This window comes from Dactylosporangium sp. NPDC050588 (genome assembly GCF_040654975.1).
Classification (GTDB): Bacteria; Actinomycetota; Actinomycetes; order Mycobacteriales; family Micromonosporaceae; genus Dactylosporangium; species Dactylosporangium maewongense.
Genome location: NZ_JBFAJA010000002.1, coordinates 142,899 through 164,773, shown reverse-complemented (window position 1 = coordinate 164,773; position 21,875 = coordinate 142,899). Strand labels below are relative to the sequence as shown.

The following is a 21,875-nucleotide window of genomic DNA, read 5'->3' as shown; positions in this document are numbered from 1 at the left end:
CTGCTCGATAGGGTGAACTTACGGCGCGTTGGCCACGCCCGGCGGGAGGAAGCGGGCGCCGGTCACCTTCTCGGAGATGCCTTCGCGGTCGAGGTACGGCGTGACCCCGCCGAGGTGCAGCGGCCAGCCCGCGCCGAGGATCATGCACAGGTCGATGTCGCGCGGGTCGGCGACGACCCCCTCGTCCAGCATCAGCCGGATCTCGCGGGCCAGGGCCGCCGTCGCCTCGTCGCGCAGCTCCTCGGCCGTCGACGGTGAGGAGCCGACCTCCAGCAGCGCCAGCACCTCCGGGTCGGGGTTGCCCTCGGCGTCGGTGAAGCCGCGCTTGCCGGCCGCGACGACCCGGCCCAGGTTGGCTGACACGCCGAACCGGTCCGGGAACGCCGCGTGCAGCGTCCCCGCCACGTGGTGCGCGACGGCCGGGCCGACCATGCCGAGCAGCGCCATCGGCCGCATCGGCAGGCCGAGCGGGTCGAGGGCGGAGTCGGCCACCTCGATCGGGGTGCCGTTGTCGACGGCGGCGGTGACGACCCCCAGGAAGCGGGTCAGCAGCCGGTTGACCACGAACGCCGGCCGGTCCGCCACGAGCACCGAGGACTTCTTCAGCGCCTTGCCGACGGCGAACGCGGTGGCGAGCGTCGCGTCGTCGGTCTGCTCGGCGCGGACGATCTCCAGCAGTGGCATCATCGCGACCGGGTTGAAGAAGTGCAGCCCGACGACCCGCTCGGGGTGGGCGAGCCCGGCGGCCTGCTCGCTGACGGACAGCGAGGAGGTGTTGGTCGCCAGGACGCAGTCGTCGCGGACGATCTTCTCGACCTCGGCCCAGACCTGCTTCTTGACGCCGAGGTCCTCGAAGACGGCCTCGAGGACCAGGTCGGCGTCGGCGAAGGCGGCCTTGTCGGCCGAGCCGCTGACGAGGCCCCGGTACTTGGCGGCCTTGCCCGGGTCGAGGCGCTTCTTCGACACGAGCTTGTCGATCTCGGCGAGCACGTAGCCGACGCCCTTGTCGACGCGGGCCTGGTCGAGGTCGGTGAGCACGACCGGGACCTCGAGCCGGCGCACGAAGAGCAGCGCCAGCTGCGAGGCCATCAGGCCGGCGCCGACGATGCCGACCTTGTTGACGTCGCGGGCGAGGCCCTTGTCGGGCGCGCCCGCGGGCCGCTTCGCGCGGCGCTGCACGAGGTCGAACCCGTAGAGGCTGGCCCGGGACTGGTCGCCCATGAGCAGGTCGGCGAGCGCCTCGTCCTCGGCCGCCGTGCCCTCCTCAAACGGTGCGCTGCGCGCCAGCGCCAGCAGCTCGAGGGCCTTGTTGGCGGAGTTGACGGCGCCGTGCAGCCGCTCGTCGAGCTGGTGCTTGGCGAAGAACAGCACGCCGTCCCACATGTCCCGGTCGATCTCCGGGCGCGTGACGGTGACCGTGCCGTCGACGACACCCTCCGCCCAGGCGAGGGACCGCTCCAGGTAGTCGGCCGGCTCGAAGATCTCGTCGGCGATGCCGAGCTCGCGGGCCTGGGCCGGCTTGAGGGTCTTCTGGGTGAGCGGGTTCTGGATGATGACCTGCGCGGCCGGCGCGATGCCGATGAGGTTCGGCAGCAGCTGGGTGCCGCCCCAGCCGGGCACGAGACCGATCGCGACCTCGGGCAGGGCGAGCGCCGCGGCGCCGGCGGAGACCGTCCGGTAGTGGCAGTGCAGCGCCACCTCCAGGCCGCCGCCCATCGCCGCGCCGTTGATGAAGGCGAACGTCGGTACCGTGGAATCCTTGAGCTTGCGGAACACCTTGTGGCCGTAGCGGCCGAGCTCCAGGGCCTGCTCGCGCTCGGTGAGCAGCGGCATGGCGGTGATGTCGGCGCCGACGCAGAAGATGTACGGCTTGCCGGTGACCGCGATGAACTTCGGCGCGGCCGCGATCGCCTCGTCGATGGCCGCGTCGAGGCTGGCCAGCCCGCCGGGGCCGAACGAGTTGGGCTTGGTGTGGTCGAAGCCGTTGTCGAGCGTGATGACCGCGGCGCGGTCCCGTGAGGGCAGCGTCACGAAGCGCAGCAGCGCCTTGGTCACGACCTCGTTCGGGTTGCTGATGGTCGTGCTCACTTGCCGCCCTCCCAGTTCGGGTTCTCCCAGATCACGGACGCGCCCATGCCGATGCCGACACACATGGCGGTGAGGCCGTAGCGGACCTCGGGGTGCTCGGCGAACTGCCGCGACAGCTGCGTCATGAGCCGCACGCCGGAGGACGCCAGCGGGTGCCCGACGGCGATCGCGCCGCCCCACGGGTTGACCCGCGGGTCGTCGTCGGCGATGCCGAAGTGGTCGAGGAACGCCAGGACCTGCACGGCGAAGGCCTCGTTGAGCTCGAACAGGCCGATGTCGTCGATGCCCAGGCCGGCCTGGCGCAGCGCCTTCTCGGTCGCCGGGACCGGGCCGAAGCCCATGACCTCGGGCTCGACGCCGACGAAGCCGTAGGAGACGAGGCGCATGCCGACGGGCAGGCCCAGCTCGCGGGCGACGTCCTCGGCCGCGATGATGGCGGCGGTGGCGCCGTCGTTGAGGCCCGCGGCGTTGCCGGCGGTGACCTTGCCGTGCGGCCGGAACGGGGTCTTGAGCGTGCCGAGCTTCTCGAGGCTGGTGTCGCGGGGCGCCTCGTCGACCGTGGCCAGGCCCCAGCCGGCCTCCGGGTCGCGGGTGGCGACGCTGACCAGGTCGGGCTGCAGCTTGCCGGCCTTGTAGGCGGCGGCGGTCTTGACCTGCGACGCGTAGCCGAACTTGTCGGCGCGCTCCTTGGTGATGCCGGGGAGCCGGTCGTGCAGGTTCTCCGCGGTGGCGCCCATGACGAGCGCCGAGGGGTCGACGAGCTTCTCGGCGATGATGCGCGGGTTGGGGTCGACGCCCTCGCCCATCGGGTGGCGGCCCATGTGCTCGACGCCGCCGGCGATCGCGACGTCGTAGGCGCCGAACGCGATGCCGCCGGCGACGGTGGTCACCGCGGTCAGGGCGCCGGCGCACATGCGGTCGATCGAGTAGCCGGGGACGGTCTTGGGCAGGCCCGACAGCAGGGCGGCGGTGCGGCCGATGGTCAGGCCCTGGTCGCCGATCTGCGTGGTGGCCGCGATCGCGACCTCGTCGACCCGCTCCGGCGGCAGCTGCGGGTTGCGGCGCAGCAGCTCCCGGATACAGCGGATGACGAGGTCGTCGGCGCGGGTGTTGGCATACATCCCACCGGCCTTGCCGAACGGGGTGCGCACGCCGTCGACGAAGACGACGTCGCGGACGGGACGGGGCACGGGTGTCCTCCTAGCGACGAATTACCGGCAATGTTACTCGCCAGTAAGTCCGCCGCGCCTGTGGATCCGCCCACACCCCGCCGTCCTGCCCGGAAGGCGCCCTACTCGGAAGGCACCTCCAGTGCCGCGGTGAGGCCGGGCGTCACCAGCGCGACCTGCCACGGGCGCGCGCCGTAGCCGGACAGCACCGCGCCGACGGCCTCCTCGGTGAGCTCCTCCGGAGGGGACCAGGCGAGCCGCCGTACCGAATCCGGGGTGATCAGGTTCTCCGGCGGCACCCGGTTGGCGGTGGCGAGGCTGGTCACCAGCTCGCGGCAGCGCGCCAGCCGGCCCGCCGCGACCGGGTCCCGCTCGGCCCACCGGTGCGGCGGCGGGGGACCGTCGGACGGCGGGGTGGTGGGCAGCTCCCGGTCGGTCAGCGTCCTGGCGTCCGACAGCGCGGCCAGCCACGTCGGCGCGAGCCGGCGCACCGACCGCCCGCCGAATCCGGCCAGGGCCAGCAGCGTCCGCTCGTCCTTCGGGTCGGCCTCGGCCGCCGCGATGATGGCCGCGTCGGCGAGGACGCGGCCGGGGCTCGCGTCACGGCGGGCGGCGATCTCGTCGCGGGCGTGCCACAGCGCGCGGACCCGGGCGAGCGCGCGGGCGCCCCGGACCCGGTGGATGCCCGACGTGCGGCGCCACGGGTCGGCCCGCACCCGCGGCGGGTCGCCGGCGGAGGCGACCAGCGCGGCGAACTCCTGCGCCGCCCACTCCGTCTTGCCCTGCTCGTGCAGCTCCTCGGCGAGCGTGTCGCGCAGCTGCAGCAGCAGCTCGACGTCCAGCGCCGCGTATGTCAGCCATGAGGTCGGCAGCGGCCTCGTCGACCAGTCGGCCGCCGAGTGGTGCTTCTCCAGGGTGTACCCCAGCAGCGACTCCGTCAGGGCGGCCAGGCCGACCCGTTCGAAGCCGCACAGCCGCGCCGCGAGCTCCGTGTCGAAGAGCCGGGTGGGGCGTAGCCCGAGCTCCGTCAGGCACGGCAGATCCTGACTGGCGGCGTGCAGGATCCACTCGGTGGGCGAGATCACCTCGTCGAGCTCTGGCAGCTGTCCGAAGGGCAGGGGGTCGATCAGGACGGTGCCGGCACCGGCACGGCGCAGTTGCACGAGATAGGCCCGGTGCGTGTACCGGTAGCCGGAGGCGCGCTCGGCGTCCACGGCCACCGGGCCGCTGCCCTGAGCGAACCGCTCAACGGCACGCGCGAGCTCGGCCCGGTCGGTGATCGGCTCGGGCGTCCCGTCTCGGGGGGCGGTCAGCAGGACGGGCTCGGTCTTGTCGTCCGGTTTGTCCGGACTGTCTGGCTCCTCGTCCCGACGCCGCGCGGGGGGTTCGTCGGTCACCCGGACCACGGTACGTTGCGGCACCGGAACGCCGATGCAGCCGGGTCCGGCGCGTCGGTTTCCGTCCGCCCGCGGACCGCTCCGGCGGCCGGTTCACGGACCGCTCCGGCGGCCGGTCCACGGGCCGTTCCGGCGGCCGGTTCACGGACCGTTCCGGCGGCCGGTCCACGGGCCGTTCCGGTGGCCCGCGACACGTCATTTCGGGACGGACAAAGCCCGCCCGTGCCGGTACGGTCGCGAGCGCGGGCGGAACTGGTACTTCCGGTTCTGTCCGTTGGTTGCCTCGGAGGTCGCGGGGCTTGTGCGAGCGGTTTAGGGTGGGGCCGACTGCGAGGCCGCACATCGACCGGGTCGCGGGACAAACGGGTGGAAAAGTGACAGGAAGGAAACGAGAAGCATGACGGCCGGGTATGACCCTTCCAACCCGGTGGCTTCCGGAACCTCCGATTCGTACGATCGTCCGCGGCACACGGACCGATTCGGCGAAGATTCGGAGCGGCTCGGTCCACTTCCTCCACGTATGACCCAGACCGGAGCGTTCCCGGCCGCCGGCGTGTCGCCCGCGGACGGGCCGGCCACCGGTGGCTTCCCGGCCCAGCCGACCAGCGCCTGGCCGGTTTCGGCACCAGCCGGGCCGGCGCCGCACAGTGGGCCGCCGCACCTCGTGCAACACCCGCAGCAGCCGGCCGCGGGCCGTGGCCGCAGCGGAGTCCTCGCCCTGGTCATCGCCGTGGTCCTGCTCGTGGTCGTCGGCGTGCAGGCGGCGTTCATCATTCGTCTCGAGTCCCGCCTGGACAAGGCCGAGAAGGCCGCCACCGCCGCGAAGACCACGGACGAGACCCGCCTCAAGGCGCTCGAGGACCGCGCCGACAAGCTCGAGGCGAAGACCGGCGGCAACCTCGACGCCGCCGCGGTCGCCGAGAGCGTCCGCCCGAGCGTGTTCCGCGTCACCACCAAGTACGCGACCGGCACGTCGTTCGCGCTCGGCAAGGCCCCCTCGGGCGGCGGCACGAACCTCATCACGAACTACCACGTCGTGCAGGAGGCGTACGAGAAGGGCGAGCGCGACGTCAGCATCGAGCGGACCAACCAGCGCTTCCCGGCGAAGATCATCGAGGCGCACCCCGACAAGGACCTGGCGCTGCTGCACACCGACGAGGAGTTCGCCCGGCTCGTCCCGGCCGCGCAGGTGCCGAAGGTCGGCGAGCCCGTGCTCGTCGTCGGCGCGCCGCTCGGCCTGGAGGACACCGTCACCACCGGCGTCGTCAGCGCGTTCCGCTCGATGAGCGGCGAGGACCTCATGCAGTTCGACGCGGCGATCAACCCCGGCAACTCCGGCGGCCCCGTGTTCAACGCCAAGAAGGAAGTGGTCGGCGTCGCGACGTTGAAGGCGCGCGAGGCCGAAGGCATCGGCCTGGCCATCCCGATCTCGGTGGTCTGCCAAACGATCAGCATCTGCTGACAGCTGCACCACGCCGCCGCGTCCCGGTCGCGACGGCAGCTACACCCCTGGCCGGGGCGCTTGCCCGGAAGGATTCTCAGGAGGAAAACGACCATGACATACCCCGGCAACCCCCAGGGGAACCCGAACGAGGGCTACGCCTACCCCGACCCGAACGCGCCGCAGGGGGCCTACCCGCCGCCGGCCGCGCCGCAGAACCCGTACGGCGCCCCGGTGCCGCCGCAGCCCGCCCCGACCCATGACCAGGGTTACGGCCAGCCGCAGTTCAACCCGTACGACCAGGGCACGCAGCAGATGCCGGCCTACGGCGAGCCGCAGCCGGCCGCCTACAACCTCGAGCCGTCGGTCTCCGCGCCGCCGACCTCGCCGATGATGGCGAACCCGCCGATGTCGGCCCCGCCGATGTCCGGCCCGCCGATGTCGGCGCCGCCCACCGCGTACGGCCCCGTCTCCGGCCCGCCCGGGTACGCCCAGGGCGGCTACCAGACCCCCGGCCAGGCCCCGAAGAAGAGCGTGGCGGTGCCGATCCTCGCCAGCCTGCTCGCCCTCGCGGTCATCGCCGCCGGCGTGTTCGTCGGGCTGTACTTCGACAAGAGCGGCAAGCTCGACAAGTCGGAGAAGCTCGCGTCGCAGCGCCAGGACACCATCACCTCGACGCAGGGCGAGCTGGACAAGACCAAGGGCGACCTGAAGTCGAAGGCCGACGAGCTCGCCAAGGCGCAGCAGGAGCTGCGCGGCGTCACGGCCGACAGCACCGAGGCGAAGCGTCAGCGCGACGTCATCGGCAAGTGCCTGTCGCTGCTGATCGAGGCGCTGGACGCGTCCAACAAGGGCGACAAGACGACGCTGCAGAACAAGATCACCGAGATGAAGAAGCCGTGCGACGAGGCCGACACGCTGCTCGGACTCTGAATCACCGAGAGGGCGGGCTCTTTTCGAAAGGGTCCGCCCTCTGCTTTATCGGAGTGCTGTCACGCCCGGCGGGGGCAGGCCGGCCGTCGAGGCGAGCAGCGCGCACCAGGCGCTCACGTGGGCCTGCAGGTCGCCGTCGGTCGGCGTCCATGACGCCCGGATCTCCAGGTCGGCCGCGGTCGGCGGGCCGGCGAGGTCGCCGAAGCGGGTCGACAGCGTCTGCGTGACCGTCCCGCCGATCGCCGTGTAGGACGCGCCGTGGCTTTCGAGGGCGTCGGTCAGCCAGCTCCAGCCGACCTGCGGCAGCAGCGGGTCCGCGGCGAGCTCCGCCTCCATCTCGGCCGTCACGTACGTGACGAGCCGCATCGTGCCGTCCCACGCGTCGTGGCCGGCCGGGTCGTGCAGCAGGATCAGCCGCCCGGTCGCGACCTCGTCACCGTCGCGCAGCACGGTGCCGCTCATGGCGTGGGCGAACGGCGCGAGCCGCTGCGGCGCCGGCATCTCCTCGAGCTCGATCTCGGGCCGCGCCGTGAACGCGCGCAGCTCCTCCACCGCCCGGGTGAACGTTGGGGGAGTCGCGGTCGATGGCGCCATACCGGAAGCGTAAGGCCGCGGAGCCGCTCGGGGGGTGCCGCCGCGCCGCCGAAGTGCACGCAGTGAAACGATGACCTCGCTATGACTGACAACTTGCTGCTGCGTGCCGCCCGCGGGCAGGCGGTGCCGCACCCGCCCGTCTGGTTCATGCGCCAGGCCGGCCGATCCCTGCCCGAGTACCGCGCGGTGCGCGCCGGCATCGGCATGCTCGAGTCGTGCCGCCGCCCAGACCTGGTCTGCGAGATCACCCTCCAGCCGGTCCGCCGCCACAACGTCGACGCCGCGATCCTCTTCAGCGACATCGTCGTGCCGCTCCAGGCCGCCGGCGTCGACCTGGACATCGTCGCCGGCACCGGCCCCGTCGTCGCCTCACCCGTCGCCACGATGGCCGACGTCGACTCGCTGCCGACGCTGGACCCTCAGGCGGTCGGGTTCGTCGCCGAGTCGATCCGGCTGCTGCTCGCCGAGCTGGGCGAGACCGCGCTGATCGGTTTCGCCGGGGCGCCGTTCACGCTCGCCAGCTACCTCGTGGAGGGCGGGCCGTCACGGCACCACGTGAAGACGAAGGCCCTCATGTACGGGGCGCCCGACGTCTGGCACGCCCTGTGCGCGCGGCTCGCCGACATCACCCTCACGTTCCTCCAGGTGCAGGCCGACGCGGGCGTGCACGCGGTGCAGCTGTTTGACTCGTGGGCCGGGGCGCTGTCGGAGGCCGACTACCGGCGCTTCGTCCTGCCGCACTCCCGTCGCGTCCTTGACGGGATCGCCGGCATTCCGAAGATCCATTTCGGCGTCGGTACCGGCGAGCTCCTGCCGGCCATGGCGGAGGCCGGCGCCGACGTGGTCGGGGTCGACTGGCGCACGCCGCTGGACGTGGCCGCGGCGCGGGTGCCCGGCAAGGTCCTCCAGGGCAACCTCGACCCGTGCGTGCTGTTCGCGCCTTGGGAGGTCGTCGAGCAGGAGGCGCTCCGGGTGATCGCCGAAGGTCGCAAGGCGCCCGGGCACATCTTCAACCTCGGGCACGGCGTCATGCCCGAAACGGATCCCGACGTGCTGACCCGCCTGGTGTCCCTGATCCACGCGTCCTAGTAGGTGGGGCTCCAGCGCCACCAGCCGTGGTCGCCGGCGAGCTGGGCCAGTCGCGAGCCGAGCATCAGCGACGTGGCGCGGGCCTCGCCGGCGAGCCGGGCATGCACCTGCTCGGCGATCTCCGGCGCCCGGTACTCGGCGTGCTCCAGCAGCTGGAGCGTCACCGACCACCAGTAGCGGTCCTCGTCGCTGGCGTGCGGGGCGCCGCAGGTGAACCACTCGGCCAGCCCGTCGAGCAGGTCGTCGCCGACACCGTCGGGGTCCGTCAGCCGCAGCGCCGCGCACACCCGCGCCACCACGTCGTCGTCCCAGCCCGACAGGTGCCCGCGGACCAGCGTGTGCAGCGACGGGTGCCCGAGCGCGCCGGCGGCGTCGATCTCCAGCGAGAACACGTTGTCGCGGGCGAGCCGCTCCTGCAGCACCGGCAGGATCCGCTCGTCGCGGCGCCGGGCCAGGCCCAGCAGCGCCTCGCACCTGGTGTCGTCGTGCGGGTCGTCGAGCCGCACGACCAGCGCGTCGCGCAGCACCGGGGCGTCGACCTCCGACAGCTGGGTGCCGAGCGCGAAACACGCCCAGTCGCGCACGTCGTCGTCCGGGTCGTTGCTCAGCACCAGCAGCGCCCGCACGGTGTCGTCGGGCGGTGCCTCACCCAGGACGCTCGGCAACGCCTGCGCGACCGCCCGCCGCACCCGTGCGTCCGCGTGGTGGATCAGCGGCAGCAGCAGGGGCAGCGCCTCGTCGTCGTAGCACCAGGCGACCGCGTCGGCGAGCTCGGCCGGCGTCGTCGTCGTGTCCGCCAGCAGCGCCGAGATCGTCCTCGCGGTCGGCTCCACGTCGTCGACCGGCACCGCCCGCGCGGCGGCCGCCGCTGCCGCCGCCGCGGCGGCCACAGCCGGGTCGGCCGGGTCGCTGGGGTCGGTGGGGTCGGCCAGGTGGTCGGCCAGGTCGGCGATGACGTCGGCGAGCGGGTCCGAGCCGCCGTTGCCCGATTCGAGCCGGCCGGTGCCGATCTGCCACGGGTCGGTGGTCCAGGGCTCGGCGGTCCACGCTTCGGCGGACCAGGGTTCGGCGGACCAGGGCGGGTGGCCACCGCCGGGGGCCGGCGCGCGGTCGCTCGGCTCGTCCGGGGACGGTCGGGAGGACGCGAGGTCGCTCATCCGAGAGAGTGTGCGCGCCTCCGGCGAGATCTTCCAGAGGGGTTCGTCCCACAGATGGACATCTCGCTGGTCAGAATCGCCCGACCCGACGACATATCGACGCACTTCGGGTGTACGTCCCAGGGCTCACCGTCCCCGGCTGTCCAGTCGCAGCGACTGCCACGAGCCGTCCACCGCCCACCCGCCGTCGACGGAGAGCGCGGCGCCGTTGACGAACCCGGACCGCTCCGGGTCCGCGAGGAACGCCACCGCCTTGGCGATGTCCTCGGGCTGCGCGAACCGCGCCATCGGCACGTGCTCGGTGATGTCGGTGTCCGCGTACGCCCCCGACGCCTGCGACTCGTCGTCCATCTCCGTCTTCACCCAGCCGGGGCAGACGGCGTTGACCCGGACGCCACGCCCGCCCCATTCCACCGCGAGCGTGCGCGTCATGCCGATCAGGCCGTGTTTGCTCGAGTTGTACGCCACCCGGTCGGCCACACCCATCAGCCCTGCGACCGAGGCCACGTTGACGATCGACCCCGAGCCGCGCACGAGCATCCGCCGCCCGAACGCCTTGCACAGCAGGAACGGACCGGTCAGGTTCACGTCCAGGACCCGCCGCCACTGCGCCGCGTCGGTCTCCTCGGCCGGCGCGATCGACGCGATGCCGGCGTTGTTCACGAGGACGTCGCAGCCCCCGTACACCGACTCGACCTCGGCCACGAACCGCGCCACGGTCGCCTCGTCCGACACGTCCCCTTCGAACATCAGTCCGTCGAGGTCCGCCGCCCTCGTGTCGATGACCGCCAGCTGGTACCCCTCCTCGGCCAGCAGCTCAGCGGTCTTCCGCCCGATGCCCTGCGCCGCACCCGTGACGACTGCCACTCGCGTTTCTGTCATACGCCGACCATAGACTCGGGGACATGAGCGGGGCGGCACCTGATCGGGGGGCGAGGGCGTGACCGAGGGAGCGCGGCGGCGGGTCGCGGTGATCGGCGGCGGCATCGCCGGCCTGGCCGCGGCGCACCGGCTGCGCGAGCGGGCCCCGCACTTCGACGTGATCCTGGTCGACCAGAGCGACCGGCCGGGTGGCAAGCTGCGCACCGTCGAGCTGGCCGGCGGCCCGGTCGAGCGCGGCGCCGAGTCGTTCCTGTCCGGCGACCCGGCCGGCGGCCCGAGCGCCGCCGTCCGCCTGGCCGAGCAGGTCGGCCTCGGCGACGCCATCGTGCACCCCGCCACCTCCAAGGCCGCGGTCGCCGCCGGCGGCACCCTCCACGACCTGCCGCCCGGCACCCTGATGGGCATCCCCGTCGACACCGACCCACCCGAGCGCCCCGCCGCCGCGCCCCTCCTGCGCCCCGGCGAGGACGTCACCGTCGGCGCCCTGGTCCGCCCCCGCCGCGGCGACCTCGTCGTCGACAGGTTCGTCGAGCCCCTCCTCGGCGGCGTCTATGCCGGCCGCGCCGACCACCTGTCCCTGCGGATGGCGCTGCCCGCCCTGGCCGACGCCGCGGAGCGCTCCGACACCCTCACCGGGGCGGTCAGGGCCGCCCTGGCCGCCCGGCGGAGCACGCCCGGCGCGCCGGTGTTCAGCGCGATCCGCGGCGGCATGAGCCGGCTGGTCGACGCGGTCGCCGCCACCCTGCCCGACGTCCGGCTCGGCCTGCCCGTGCGGGACCTGCGCCGGGACGGCTCCCGGTGGCGGCTCACCATCGGCTCGACCCACTCGCCGTCCACGCTGGCGGCCGATGCCGTCGTCCTCGCCGTGCCCGCCACCCCCGCGGCGCGCCTGCTGTCCACCGCCGGCCTGCGTGGCGTGCCGCTGGACTATGCCAGCGTCGGGCTCGTCGCGCTGGCGCTGCCGGCCACGAAGCTGCCCGAGCTGTCGGGGTTGCTCGTGCCGGCGACGGAGGGGTTCGCGGTCAAGGCGGTGACGTTCTTCGACCAGAAGTGGTCACACCTGCGGCGGTCCGGGCTCACCATCGTCCGCGCCTCCGTCGGCCGGGCCGGCGACGAGGCGCAGCTCCAGCGCTCCGACGCCGATCTGCTCGACCTGGTCCGTGCCGAGGTGGCCCGCCTGATCGGCGCCGACCGGCTGCCCGACCCCGTGGACGCGGCGGTGTTCCGGTGGGGAGGGGCGCTCCCGCAGTACGCGCCGCATCATCGCGACCGGGTCGGGCAGCTGCGGGCGGAGCTGACGGCCCACAGCACCGCACCCGGACATCCGCCGCTCACGGTCGCCGGCGCCTCCTATGACGGCGTCGGGATCCCGGCCTGCGTCACGTCGGGGCGGACTGCTGCCGACGCCCTGCTCGAGGCACTGGAAGGATAGGGACATGACCACCAACGCCGCGCGCATCCGCGAGCTGAATGACTCGATCCGCTACACGATGTGGTCGGTGTTCCAGGCGAAGACCCCGCTCGACCCGTCGGCCCGCGCCGAGGTCGCCGCGGAGGCGGCCGGGTTCCTCGCCGACCTGGCCGCGAAGGACGTCGTGGTCCGCGGCACCTATGACGTGGCGGGGCTGCGGGCCGACGCCGACCTCATGATCTGGTGGCACGCCCCGAGCGCCGAGGCGCTGCAGGAGGCGTATGCCGCGCTGCGCCGCACGGCCCTCGGCGCCCACCTCGCGCCCGTCTGGTCGCAGATGGCGCTGCACCGGCCCGCCGAGTTCAACAAGAGCCACATCCCGGCGTTCCTCGCCGACGAGGAGGCCCGGGCCTGGGTCTGCGTGTATCCGTTCGTCCGGTCGTATGAGTGGTATCTCCTGCCCGACGAGGAGCGCCGCGCCATGCTCGCCGAGCACGGCAAGATGGCCCGCGGGTATGCCGACGTCCGCGCCAACACGGTGGCCAGCTTCGCGCTCGGCGACTACGAGTGGATGCTCGCGTTCGAGGCGGACGACCTGCACCGGATCGTCGACCTGATGCGGGACCTGCGCGCCTCGACCGCCCGGCGCCACGTCCGCGAGGAGGTCCCCTTCTATACCGGCCGCCGCCGGGACATCGCCGACCTGGTCGCCAACCTGCCGTAGCCCCACCCGGGCGATGGCCGCCGCGCGATCCGGAAACCCTGTGCCCGCCCGCCCGCCCGCTCGCACGCCCGCACGCCCGCTCGCGGCGCGCCGCCGAGCGATGACCGCGCGACTTCAGACGACCTTGCGCTGGTGCGTCTGCGGTCCGCGGCTGGGGTGCGGCGTGGGTGGTGGTCGCGTGATCCGGAAGACCCTGTGCTCTTGCGTCCGCGGTGCGCGGCCGGGTGCGCGACGTCGGCGGTGGTGGCGTGATCCGGAAGATCGTGTGAGTCCGTCTGCGGGGCGCCTTGGGTGCGTGGCGCCGGGCGGGGTTTCCGTGATCCAGAAGAGTTTGTGTTTTGTAGGCCTGCGGTGCGTCGTCGGGTGCGCAACGTCGGCGGTGGTGGCGTGATCCGGAAGTCCTCGTGTTGTGCGTCTGCGGGGCGGGGCGTGGGGTGGTGGTTTGCATGATCCGGAAGACTTTGTGTTTCGTAGGTTTGCGGTGCGTCGTCGGGTGCGCGACGTCGGTGGTGGTGGCGTGGTCCGGAAGATCGTGTGGGTCCGTCTGTGGGGCGCCTTGGGTGCGTGGCGCCGGGCGGGGTTTCCGTGATCCGGAAGAGTTTGTGTTTTGTGGGTCTGCGGTGCGTCGTCGGGTGCGCGACGTCGGCGGTGGTGGCGTGATCCGGAAGTCCTCGTGTTGTGCGTCTGCGGGGCGGGGCGTGGGGTGGTGGTTTGCGTGATCCGGAAGACTTTGTGCGTCGGGATGCGGCGTTGGGTGTGGGAGGTCGGCAGCTGGGGGAGCGCGGCTGGGGTGTGCCACGGCGTCGGCGCTGTCCGCACCGTTCGCGCGTCCTTCGAGATGCCGTCGCGTGGTCCGGAAGGGCTTGTGTGTCCCGGAGGCGGTGTGGGGGCGGGAGGCTGGCGGATCATGGGGGAGCGGCTGGGGCATGCCCGGGGCCGGAAACAGCTAGTGTGGCAGGGTGGATCTGCCGGTGATGCCTCCCGTCGAGCCGATGCTGGCCAAGAGTATTCCCAGCCTGCCGAGCGCGGAGGGGATGAGCTTCGAGCCGAAGTGGGACGGGTTCCGCTGCATCGTGTTCCGCGACGGTGACGAGGTCGAGCTCGCCAGCCGGGGCGGCAAGACGCTGACACGCTACTTTCCCGAGGTCGTCAAGCAGGTCCTGGCGCAGCTGCCGGAGCGCTGCGTCGTCGACGGGGAGATCATCGTGATCCGGCGTGGGGAAGGCGAGCCGAAGCTCGACTTCGAGCTGCTCGGGCAGCGGATCCATCCGGCGGCGTCGCGGGTCAACCTGCTGGCGGAGCAGACGCCGGCGTCGTTCGTCGCGTTCGACCTGCTCGCGGTCGGGGACGAGGCGCTGGTCGAGGTGGGTTACGCGCAGCGCCGCGCCAGGCTGGTCGAGGCGCTGTCGGGCGTCGTGGCGCCGGTGCACGTGACGCCGGTGACGACGGACATCGAGGTGGCGCGGGACTGGTTCGCGCGGTTCGAGGGCGCCGGGCTCGACGGAGTGATCGCGAAGCCGGCCGGGGGCGCCTACGAGCCCGGCAAGCGCAGCATGTTCAAGATCAAGCACGCGCGCACGGCCGACGCCGTCGTGGCTGGGTTCCGGTGGCACAAGGACGGGCCGATCGTCGGGTCGCTGCTGCTCGGGCTGTATGACGAGGAGGGCCGCCTGCACCACGTCGGGGTGGCCGCGTCGTTCACCCGGGAGCGCCGGGCCGAGCTGGTCGAGGAGCTCGAGGCGTACCGGGAGGGCGTCGTCGACCACCCGTGGAACTGGGCGGGCCAGATCCCCGGCGCCGCCGCCGCGAGCCTCGAGTCGGTGCCGGCCGGCGACGCCGCGACCAGGCTCCCGGGCGGTGTGAGCCGCTGGACCGGCAAGAAGGACCTGTCGTTCGTGCCGCTGCGGCCGGAGCTCGTCGTCGAGGTCGGCTACGACGCGATGGAGGGCGACCGCTTCCGGCACACCGCCCAGTTCAAGCGCTGGCGGCCCGACCGCGAGCCGCGCTCGTGCACGTATGAGCAGCTCGACCGGCCCATCCGCTTCGACGTGGAGTCCGTGCTGGCAGGGCGGCCTTGAGCGCTCGCGTCGCACGGCGTTCACTCGCGGTCCTGCTGGTCACGGCGCTGCTCGGCGGGTGCGGCAGCCTTCCCACCGACCCGTCGCAGGAGGCGCGGCGGCTGGACCGGCCGTCGGTCGCGCCCACGACCTCGTCCGGCGTGAAGGTCGAGCCGGCGCAGTGGAAGCCGTGCCCCGACGTCTACAAGGGGATCTTCTCCAGCCCGCCGCAGAACGTGAAGTACGACTGCGCCACGGTCAAGGTCCCGCAGGACTGGCACAACCCCGAGGGATCCGGCACGTTCGACGTCGCGATGGTCCGCGGCCGGTCGACGACGCAGCGGGACCGGGTGGGGTCGCTGTTCATCAACCCGGGCGGACCGGGGGCGTCGGGCGTCGAGTATGCCGTCTACCGGTCGGTGTACCTGCCGGCCGAGGTCGTCCGCCGCTTCGACGTGATCGGCTTCGACCCGCGCGGCATCGGCAGGTCGTCGCCGGTGAAGTGCTTCTCCGACGCCGACCTGGACGCCAACTTCGGCATCGACCCCGACCCGCAGACCGACGCGACGTTCGGTGAGTCGGTCGCGCTGACCCGCAAGCTCGCGCAGAGCTGCGGCGACAAGTACGGCGACAAACTGCGCTACTACTCCACCGAGCAGACCGCCCGGGACATGGACGCGCTGCGGGCGGCGGTCGACGAGCAGCAGATGACGTACCTCGGCTACAGCTACGGCACCCTGCTCGGCGCCGTCTACGCGCAGCTGTTCCCGAAGAACGTGCGCGCGTTCGTGCTCGACGGGGCGGTCGACCCGACGCTGTCGATGAAGGACTCCGCGGAGAAGCAGGCCGCCGGGTTCGAGCACGCCTTCGACAACTTCACCACCTGGTGCAAGGCCAACGTGACCGCCTGCCCGATCGGGCCCGACCCGCGGGCCGTGGTCACGAAGGCGATCGCGGATGCCCGGACCAGCCCCGTGCCGGGCAAGGGGCGCAACGCGACCGCCGGCTGGGTCTTCACCGCGGTGGTGTCGTCGCTGTACAGCGAATCCGGCTGGCGGGTCCTTGCGCAGGCGATGCAGGACCTGCGCAACGGCAAGCCGGAGAAGATGTTCCAGCTCGCCGACTCGTACGCGGAGCGCGACCCGGAGGGCAAGTACACCAACATGTTCGACGCCAACGCCGCCGTCGGGTGCGCGGACAGCGACGACACCCCGACGGTCGAGCAGGCCAGGGCGTTGCAGCCGCAGTGGCGGCAGAAGTACCCGCTGTTCGGCGGAGCGCTCGCGCTCAACCTGATCTGCGCGCAGTGGCCCGGCAAGCGCGACCCGTACCCGACGGGCGCGGCGACCGGCTCGGCGCCGATCGTCGTCATCGGCACGCTCGGCGACCCGGCCACCCCGTACGAGCAGGCGCCGGCGCTGGCGAAGATGCTGGGCGTCGGCACGCTGATCACGTGGAAGGGTGAGGGGCACACCGCCTACCCGAAGACCGGCTGCGTGATCGACGCCGTCAACCGGTACCTGATCGATCTGCGCGTCCCGCCCGCCGAGCTCACCTGCGAGAAGTAGCTACTGCTCCACGTTGTTGCGGGCCCGGCTCGGCTGGACCCGCATCGGCTCGCCGGGCATCTTCGGATACTCCGGCGGGTACGGCATGTCGCCCTCGCCGTTCGCCGCGTCACGCTCGGCCCACTCCAGCAGCGGGGTGATGTCGTGGGGCGACTCGTCGATGCCGGCGTGGGCGTCGCCGAGCTTCGCGATCCGCTCCGGCACCGTCCGCAGGTCGAAGTCGTCGGGCTCGACGTCCGGCAGCTCCTCCCAGCGCAGCGGCGTCGACGCGGTGGCCCGGGCGTTGGCGCGCAGCGAGTACGCGCACGCGATCGTCCGGTCGCGGGCCATCTGGTTGAAGTCGACGAACACCCGCGCGCCCCGCTCCTCCTTCCACCACTTGGTGGTCACGAGGTCGGGTCGGCGCCGCTCCACCTCACGCGCCAGGGCGATCACCGCCCGGCGCGCCTCGACGAACGTCCACTTCGGCTCGATCCGCACGTACACGTGGACACCGCGCCCACCGCTGGTCTTCGGCCAGCCCTTCCAGCCGAGCTCGTCGAGGACGGCCTTGAGCTCGCTCGCCACGACGGCCGCGTCGGCGAAGTCGGTGCCCGGCTGCGGGTCCAGGTCGATGCGCAGCTCGTCGGGGTGGTCGACGTGCGCCTTACGCACCGGCCACGGGTGGAACACGATCGTGCCCATCTGCGCCGCCCACGCCACGTGCGCGAGGTCGGCGGGGCACAGCTCGTCGGCCTTGCGCCCGCTGGGGAACGCGATCTGCGCCGTCTCCAGCCACGGCGGCACGCCCCGGGCGGGGACCCGCTTCTGGAAGAACATCTCGCCGCCGATCCCCTCGGGGAACCGCTGCAACGTCGTCGGCCGGTTGCCCAGCGCCCGCATGATCCCGTCGCCGACGGCCACGTAGTACTCGAACACGTCGCGCTTGGTGAAGCCGCGCTCCGGGAACATGACCCTGTCGGGACTGGTCAGCCGCACCGGCCGCCCAGCGACCTCGATCTCCAGCGCATCGGCCATGCCAAGCACCCTACGCGTCGCGGCTCTGTCGTGCGGGTAGCCTCGCGGTCACGGCCTGCGGGTCGTCTGAGGGCTGGGCCTGCGCCGCGGCATCGGCGCCGGTGCCCGGCCCGCGCGGCCGCGGTTCGCCGGCGTCCTGCGCGTCGGCTCCTGCTCCTGGGCGGTGTCCTCGCCCCGGTCGCCCAGCCTGGTGAAGTACAGGATGCCGGCCCCGCCGATGATGAACGCGAACCCGATCGTCGTCATCATCGACGACGTGCCGGTCACCGGCAGCGTGCCGGCGGACGTGCCCGTACCCGAGCCCGCGGCACTGCCGCTGCCCGATCCGGTGCCGCCGGGCGTGGTGCCACCGTTGGCGTTGCCACCCCCGCCGCCCGGGGTCGTGCCGCCGTTGGCGTTGCCCCCGCCACCACCGGGCGTCGCCCCGCCGGGGGTCGTCCCGCCGCCGGGCGTGCCACCGCCGCCGGGCGTGCCACCGCCGCCGGGCGTGCCACCGCCACCGCCGGGCGTGCCGCCACCGCCGGGCGTGCCGCCACCGCCGGGCGTGCCACCGCCACCGCCGGGCGTGCCGCCGCCACCGCCAGGCGTGTTGCCACCGTTGCCATTGCCGCCACCGCCACCGTTGCCGTTGCCGCCACCGCCGGGCGTGCTTGGCCCGCCCGATCCGGTCCCGTTGCCGCCGCCGTTGTGCGGGCCACCGGGTCCGCCGCCGTACCCACCGCCGCCGTTGCCCTGGCCGCCGTTCCCGTTGCCATTGCCGCCGCCGTGATGCCCGCCGCCGTGACCGGCATTGCCCCCGCCGTTGCCGTTGCCGCCACCGTGCCCGGCGTGGCCGTGGCCGCCGCCGTTGGTCGAGCCACCGCTGCCGTTGCCGTAACCGCCGCCGGAACTGTGCCCGCCGTTGCCGGAGCCATGCCCGCCGTTGCCGGGGTGCCCGCCGCCCTGACCGTGGCCGCCGTGTCCGTAGCCGCCGCCGGCCGAGCTGCTGTTGCCGGAGCTGTGCCCGCCGGGGCCGTGGCAGCCGTGTCCGTGGCCGCCGGCCGAGCTGCTGTTGCCGTAGCCGCCGCTGGCCGAGCCGGCCTGACTGTGGCCCCCGTGTCCGTAGCCGCCGCCGGCCGAGCCGCCGTTGCCGGAGCTGTGCCCGCCCTGGCCGTGGCCGCCGTGTCCGTGGCCGCCGGCCGAGCTGCCGTTGCCGTAGCCGTTGTCGGAGCTGTGTCCGCCCTGGCCGTGGCTGCTGTTGCTGTAGCCGCCGGCCGAGCCGGCCTGACCGTGGCCGCCGTTGCCGTTGCCGTGGTTGCAGCCGCAGCCGGGGCCGTCGTCATCGCCGCCGGTGGAGTGGCCGGCGTAGAGGGGGCCGCCGGTGCCGGCGTGGGTGGGGGCGTCGTACCGCCAGTCGCGGGTGTCGTCCGGGCCGTAGCCGGCGGGACCGCCGCCCGGGTGGGAGGTCTCGCCGCACAGCTCGAGGGTGCCGCTCCACGACGTGCCGCAGCCGTCGACGCGCATCTCGGTGGCCGAGGACGCGGCGTGCGCCGCGGTGGCCAGCGGCGTGATGCCCGCCGCGCCCGCCGCGCCGACCGCGACCGCCTTGTAGAGCAACCTCATCGTCCTGTCCCGTCCACTCGCCCGCTGTGCAACAAAAGTCCGAATCGTGGCTTTCGTCGGTCCAACGAGGTGGGGGCGGAGACGTCGCGGGCCAGGGGCGTCACGTTCTCGGGCCGTAATGGTCGTCCGGCGCGGGGCCGCCTACCGTTGAGGCATGACCGAGCCACTTGTCGACCTGCCCACCACCGACGCCGAATGGCGCGTGCGGCTGTCCCCGGAGGAGTTCCGGGTCCTGCGCCGCGCGGGCACCGAGGCACCCTGGACCGGCGAGTACGTCAGCACCAAGACCGCCGGTGTCTACAACTGCCGGGCGTGCGGCGCCCAGCTCTTCGAGAGCTCGTCCAAGTTCGACTCGCACTGCGGCTGGCCGAGCTTCGACGACGCCATCCCGGGCACCGTGAAGGAGATCGAGGACCACAGCCTGGGCATGGTCCGCACCGAGATCCGCTGCGCCAGGTGCGACTCCCACCTGGGCCACGTCTTCCGCGGCGAGCGCATGACGGACAAGGACACCCGTCACTGCGTCAACAGCCTCTCGATCAGGCTGGATCCGGCCTCTAGCTAGACATTTGCCGATCTGCCATGATCACCGCGTGCCCCGAAGATCGACGTGGGCCAGGGTGATCATGGCGGTCCTGGCCCTGCCGCTGCTGCTCGGCTGCCTGAACTGCTGCGACGCCATCCCGTCCTCGGTCGACGACGTCCTGCCCGAGAAGGGCCGCCCGCAGTTCACCCAGGACCAGGTGGTCGGGGTGTGGACGAGCGAGTGCGGCGGCAAGGTCAGCATCCGTGACGACGGCACCTACCACGCGGAGGGTCTCGTCCTGGACGACGACGGGGACGTCCCGCCGTTGACCGGCGACGGCAACTGGTCCGTCGTCGCGAAGGACGAGCACAACGACCAGCGGGTCTTCCTGGAGTTCGGAGCGCACGGAGCCGTCCAGCTCAAGGCCGAGCGCGCCGACGAGTTCGAGCATCTGGAGATTCAGGTCGACGACGCTCAGGACGCCCACGACTGCCGGATGAACCGCTAGGCACGGGTCTTCGAGCGGAAGAGCAGGGCCGCCGCGGTCATCGACACGACCATGATGGCCACGCACCAGGCTGCCGCCTTCCACGGGGCGGAGCCGACCGGCTGGTCGAGCAGCAGGCCGCGCAGGCTCTCGGTGATCGGCGTGACGGGCTGGTTGCCGGCGAAGCCGCGCAGCCACGACGGCATGGTGTCGATCGGGACGAAGGCGCTGCTGGCGTACGGGAGGAACGTGATCCCGAACGTGTAACCGCCGGCCGCCTCGGGGGAGGACGCGAGCAGTCCGAGCGCCGCCGCCAGCCATGACACGGCGGCGATGGTGAGCACGAGCACGCCGAGAGCGGCGAGCCACTGCGCTGCGGAGGCGTGCGGGCGGAACCCGATCGCGAACGCGACGCCGAAGACCAGCGCGCTGGAGAACACGTTGCGGGCGAGGCTGGCGGCGACGTGGCCGGCGAGGACGGCCGGGCCGCCGACGTCGAGGGAGCGGAGGCGGTCGATGATGCCGCCAGTCATGTCGCTGGCGACGGAGCCCGCGGTCATGGCGGAGCCGAACGTGACGCAGAGCAGCATGACGCCGGGCACGACGTAGGTGACGTAGGCGGTGCCGGTGTCGATGGCGCCGCCGAACAGGTAGACGAAGACGACCATCAGCATCACCGGCAGCACCAGCGACATGATGAGCGCCTCGACGTTGCGGCGGCCGAGGCGCAGCGACCTGCCCCCCATGGTCAGCCACTGGACGGGGGCGGTGGCGAGGCTAGACATTGGCGGGCTCCTTCACTGACGCGGACGCAGAGGTGAGGGCGAGGAAGACGTCGTCGAGCGTGGCGCTGTGCAGCGAGAACCGGAGCACGTCGGCACCGTGGGGGTCGATCTCGTCCAGGACGGCGCGGACGTGTGCGGCGCTGCCGTCGGTGGTGACGCCGACGGTGAGACGGCCGGCGTCGTGCTGCACCACCCGGGCGCCGAAGTGGGCCAGCGCCGTGTCCCAGGACGAGCGCGACGCCATCTCCAGGTCGAGGCGCTGGTCGCCGAAGCGCGCCTTCAGCTCGGCCGGGGTGCCTGAGGCGACGACCCGGCCGTGGTCGACGACGGCGATGCGGTCGGCGAGCTGGTCGGCCTCCTCCAGGTACTGCGTGGTGAGGAAGACGGTGACGCCGGTGCTGACCAGGCCGGCGATCACCTGCCACATCGCCTGCCGGCTGGTGAGGTCCAGGCCGGTGGTCGGCTCGTCGAGGAAGATCACCGACGGGGTGCCGACGAGGCCGGCGGCGAGGTCGAGCCGGCGCCGCATGCCGCCGGAGTAGGTGCCGGCGCGCCGGTCGGCGGCGGCGGTCAGGTCGAAGCGCTCGAGGAGCTCGCCGGCGCGCTTCCTGGCCGCGGCGGCGGTGAGGCCGCTGAGCCTGCCCATCATGCGGAGGTTCTCGGCGCCGGTCTGCAGCTCGTCGACCGCCGCGTACTGCCCGGTGAGGCTGACCGCTGCGCGGACCTGCCGGCGCTGGCGGACCACGTCGTAGCCGGCGACGCGGCACCGGCCGCCGTCGGGGCGCAGGAGCGTGGCGAGGATGCGCACCGTGGTGGTCTTGCCGGCGCCGTTGGGTCCGAGCAGGGAGAACACGGTGCCGGCCGGCACCGCCAGGTCGACGCCGGTGAGGACGTCGAGCCTGCCGTACGACTTCGTGAGGCCGGTCGCCTCGACGGCGAGGGTCATGG

General features: G+C 72.9%; 19 protein-coding genes. 9 read left to right on the top strand and 10 right to left on the bottom strand.

Going from position 1 to position 21,875, the window contains the following annotated elements; translation table 11 throughout:
• Positions 1-18: 18 nt before the first annotated feature.
• The 3 genes from AB0I21_RS01935 to AB0I21_RS01925 form a co-directional block, all read right to left on the bottom strand.
• Entirely contained in the window at positions 19-2,088 is a 2,070-nt protein-coding gene (locus tag AB0I21_RS01935; RefSeq protein WP_360558330.1) for a 3-hydroxyacyl-CoA dehydrogenase NAD-binding domain-containing protein, read from the bottom strand.
• Positions 2,085-3,278 (bottom strand): acetyl-CoA C-acyltransferase, encoded by a 1,194-nt coding sequence (locus AB0I21_RS01930; protein ID WP_344503160.1) that lies wholly within the window; start codon positions 3,276-3,278, stop codon positions 2,085-2,087. The genes AB0I21_RS01935 and AB0I21_RS01930 overlap by 4 nt, the downstream gene beginning before the upstream one ends.
• 101 nt (positions 3,279-3,379) lie before the next feature.
• Positions 3,380-4,654 (bottom strand): HRDC domain-containing protein, encoded by a 1,275-nt coding sequence (locus AB0I21_RS01925; RefSeq protein WP_344503159.1) that lies wholly within the window; start codon positions 4,652-4,654, stop codon positions 3,380-3,382.
• A 520-nt stretch (positions 4,655-5,174) separates the two neighbouring features.
• On the opposite strand from AB0I21_RS01925, the gene AB0I21_RS01920 reads away from it, so the two are divergent.
• Both AB0I21_RS01920 and AB0I21_RS01915 read left to right on the top strand, forming a co-directional pair.
• Positions 5,175-6,116, top strand: coding sequence for a trypsin-like peptidase domain-containing protein (locus AB0I21_RS01920; RefSeq protein ID WP_344503158.1), 942 nt, complete (start codon positions 5,175-5,177; stop codon positions 6,114-6,116).
• Between the two features lie 93 nt (positions 6,117-6,209).
• On the top strand, positions 6,210-7,028 hold the full coding sequence (locus tag AB0I21_RS01915; protein WP_344503156.1) for a hypothetical protein: 819 nt from the start codon (positions 6,210-6,212) through the stop codon (positions 7,026-7,028).
• A 45-nt stretch (positions 7,029-7,073) separates the two neighbouring features.
• Here AB0I21_RS01915 and AB0I21_RS01910 read toward each other — a convergent pair whose 3' ends face one another.
• Entirely contained in the window at positions 7,074-7,622 is a 549-nt protein-coding gene (locus AB0I21_RS01910; protein ID WP_360558329.1) for a DUF3000 domain-containing protein, read from the bottom strand.
• An 81-nt stretch (positions 7,623-7,703) separates the two neighbouring features.
• Between AB0I21_RS01910 and hemE the strand changes: the two genes are divergently transcribed.
• Positions 7,704-8,711: a uroporphyrinogen decarboxylase gene (gene hemE / locus AB0I21_RS01905; protein ID WP_360558327.1), complete on the top strand. Its 1,008-nt coding sequence runs from the start codon at positions 7,704-7,706 to the stop codon at positions 8,709-8,711.
• On the opposite strand, the gene AB0I21_RS01900 is transcribed toward hemE, so the two are convergent.
• Together AB0I21_RS01900 and AB0I21_RS01895 are read right to left on the bottom strand one after the other, a co-directional pair.
• Positions 8,708-9,868 carry a HEAT repeat domain-containing protein gene (locus AB0I21_RS01900; RefSeq protein ID WP_360558326.1) on the bottom strand — a complete coding sequence of 387 codons (1,161 nt, stop codon included), beginning with the start codon at positions 9,866-9,868 and terminating at the stop codon, positions 8,708-8,710. The genes hemE and AB0I21_RS01900 overlap by 4 nt on opposite strands.
• Before the next feature lie 126 nt (positions 9,869-9,994).
• The gene (locus AB0I21_RS01895; protein ID WP_360558324.1) at positions 9,995-10,750 is read right to left on the bottom strand and encodes an SDR family oxidoreductase; all 756 of its coding nucleotides are present in this window, start codon (positions 10,748-10,750) and stop codon (positions 9,995-9,997) included.
• Positions 10,751-10,808: 58 nt separating this feature from the next.
• Between AB0I21_RS01895 and hemG the strand changes: the two genes are divergently transcribed.
• The 4 genes from hemG (at position 10,809) to AB0I21_RS01875 (ending at position 16,510) form a co-directional block, all read left to right on the top strand.
• Complete coding sequence (gene hemG, locus AB0I21_RS01890; protein WP_360558322.1) at positions 10,809-12,182, top strand: protoporphyrinogen oxidase; 1,374 nt, start codon at positions 10,809-10,811, stop codon at positions 12,180-12,182.
• Between the two features lie 4 nt (positions 12,183-12,186).
• A complete protein-coding gene (gene hemQ, locus AB0I21_RS01885) occupies positions 12,187-12,885 on the top strand; it encodes a hydrogen peroxide-dependent heme synthase (RefSeq protein ID WP_344503150.1) in 699 nt (232 codons plus the stop codon).
• A gap of 959 nt (positions 12,886-13,844) precedes the next feature.
• A complete protein-coding gene (locus AB0I21_RS01880; protein ID WP_360558320.1) occupies positions 13,845-14,963 on the top strand; it encodes an ATP-dependent DNA ligase in 1,119 nt (372 codons plus the stop codon).
• Entirely contained in the window at positions 14,960-16,510 is a 1,551-nt protein-coding gene (locus AB0I21_RS01875; protein WP_360558319.1) for an alpha/beta hydrolase, read from the top strand. The genes AB0I21_RS01880 and AB0I21_RS01875 overlap by 4 nt, the downstream gene beginning before the upstream one ends.
• Here AB0I21_RS01875 and ligD read toward each other — a convergent pair whose 3' ends face one another.
• Positions 16,511-17,527, bottom strand: a complete 1,017-nt coding sequence (gene ligD / locus AB0I21_RS01870; protein ID WP_360558318.1) for a non-homologous end-joining DNA ligase — start codon at positions 17,525-17,527, stop codon at positions 16,511-16,513.
• 48 nt (positions 17,528-17,575) lie between these two features.
• Positions 17,576-19,129 (bottom strand): hypothetical protein, encoded by a 1,554-nt coding sequence (locus AB0I21_RS01865; RefSeq protein WP_360558316.1) that lies wholly within the window; start codon positions 19,127-19,129, stop codon positions 17,576-17,578.
• Positions 19,130-19,283: 154 nt separating this feature from the next.
• Here AB0I21_RS01865 and msrB point away from each other — a divergent pair, with 154 nt between their 5' ends.
• Both msrB and AB0I21_RS01855 read left to right on the top strand, forming a co-directional pair.
• Positions 19,284-19,694, top strand: coding sequence for a peptide-methionine (R)-S-oxide reductase MsrB (gene msrB / locus AB0I21_RS01860; RefSeq protein ID WP_360558315.1), 411 nt, complete (start codon positions 19,284-19,286; stop codon positions 19,692-19,694).
• 28 nt (positions 19,695-19,722) lie between these two features.
• Positions 19,723-20,163, top strand: a complete 441-nt coding sequence (locus AB0I21_RS01855; protein ID WP_360558313.1) for a hypothetical protein — start codon at positions 19,723-19,725, stop codon at positions 20,161-20,163.
• Here the strand turns inward: AB0I21_RS01855 and AB0I21_RS01850 are convergent.
• Positions 20,160-20,927, bottom strand: coding sequence for an ABC transporter permease (locus tag AB0I21_RS01850; RefSeq protein WP_360558311.1), 768 nt, complete (start codon positions 20,925-20,927; stop codon positions 20,160-20,162). The genes AB0I21_RS01855 and AB0I21_RS01850 overlap by 4 nt on opposite strands.
• Positions 20,920-21,873 carry an ATP-binding cassette domain-containing protein gene (locus AB0I21_RS01845; RefSeq protein WP_344503142.1) on the bottom strand — a complete coding sequence of 318 codons (954 nt, stop codon included), beginning with the start codon at positions 21,871-21,873 and terminating at the stop codon, positions 20,920-20,922. Before AB0I21_RS01845 ends, AB0I21_RS01850 begins: the two co-directional genes overlap by 8 nt.
• Positions 21,874-21,875: the final 2 nt, after the last annotated feature.

What these genes read in the sequence shown, in the direction of transcription:
- AB0I21_RS01920 (WP_344503158.1), top strand. Translation starts at nt 5,175, where the DNA reads ATGACCCAGACCGGAGCGTTCCCGGCCGCCGGCGTGTCGCCCGCGGAC.
- AB0I21_RS01915 (WP_344503156.1), top strand. Translation starts at nt 6,210, where the DNA reads ATGACATACCCCGGCAACCCCCAGGGGAACCCGAACGAGGGCTACGCC.
- AB0I21_RS01910 (WP_360558329.1), bottom strand. Translation starts at nt 7,622, where the DNA reads ATGGCGCCATCGACCGCGACTCCCCCAACGTTCACCCGGGCGGTGGAG.
- hemE (WP_360558327.1), top strand. Translation starts at nt 7,704, where the DNA reads ATGACTGACAACTTGCTGCTGCGTGCCGCCCGCGGGCAGGCGGTGCCG.
- AB0I21_RS01900 (WP_360558326.1), bottom strand. Translation starts at nt 9,868, where the DNA reads ATGAGCGACCTCGCGTCCTCCCGACCGTCCCCGGACGAGCCGAGCGAC.
- AB0I21_RS01895 (WP_360558324.1), bottom strand. Translation starts at nt 10,750, where the DNA reads ATGACAGAAACGCGAGTGGCAGTCGTCACGGGTGCGGCGCAGGGCATC.
- hemQ (WP_344503150.1), top strand. Translation starts at nt 12,187, where the DNA reads ATGACCACCAACGCCGCGCGCATCCGCGAGCTGAATGACTCGATCCGC.
- ligD (WP_360558318.1), bottom strand. Translation starts at nt 17,527, where the DNA reads ATGGCCGATGCGCTGGAGATCGAGGTCGCTGGGCGGCCGGTGCGGCTG.
- AB0I21_RS01865 (WP_360558316.1), bottom strand. Translation starts at nt 19,129, where the DNA reads ATGAGGTTGCTCTACAAGGCGGTCGCGGTCGGCGCGGCGGGCGCGGCG.
- msrB (WP_360558315.1), top strand. Translation starts at nt 19,284, where the DNA reads ATGACCGAGCCACTTGTCGACCTGCCCACCACCGACGCCGAATGGCGC.
- AB0I21_RS01850 (WP_360558311.1), bottom strand. Translation starts at nt 20,927, where the DNA reads ATGTCTAGCCTCGCCACCGCCCCCGTCCAGTGGCTGACCATGGGGGGC.
- AB0I21_RS01845 (WP_344503142.1), bottom strand. Translation starts at nt 21,873, where the DNA reads ATGACCCTCGCCGTCGAGGCGACCGGCCTCACGAAGTCGTACGGCAGG.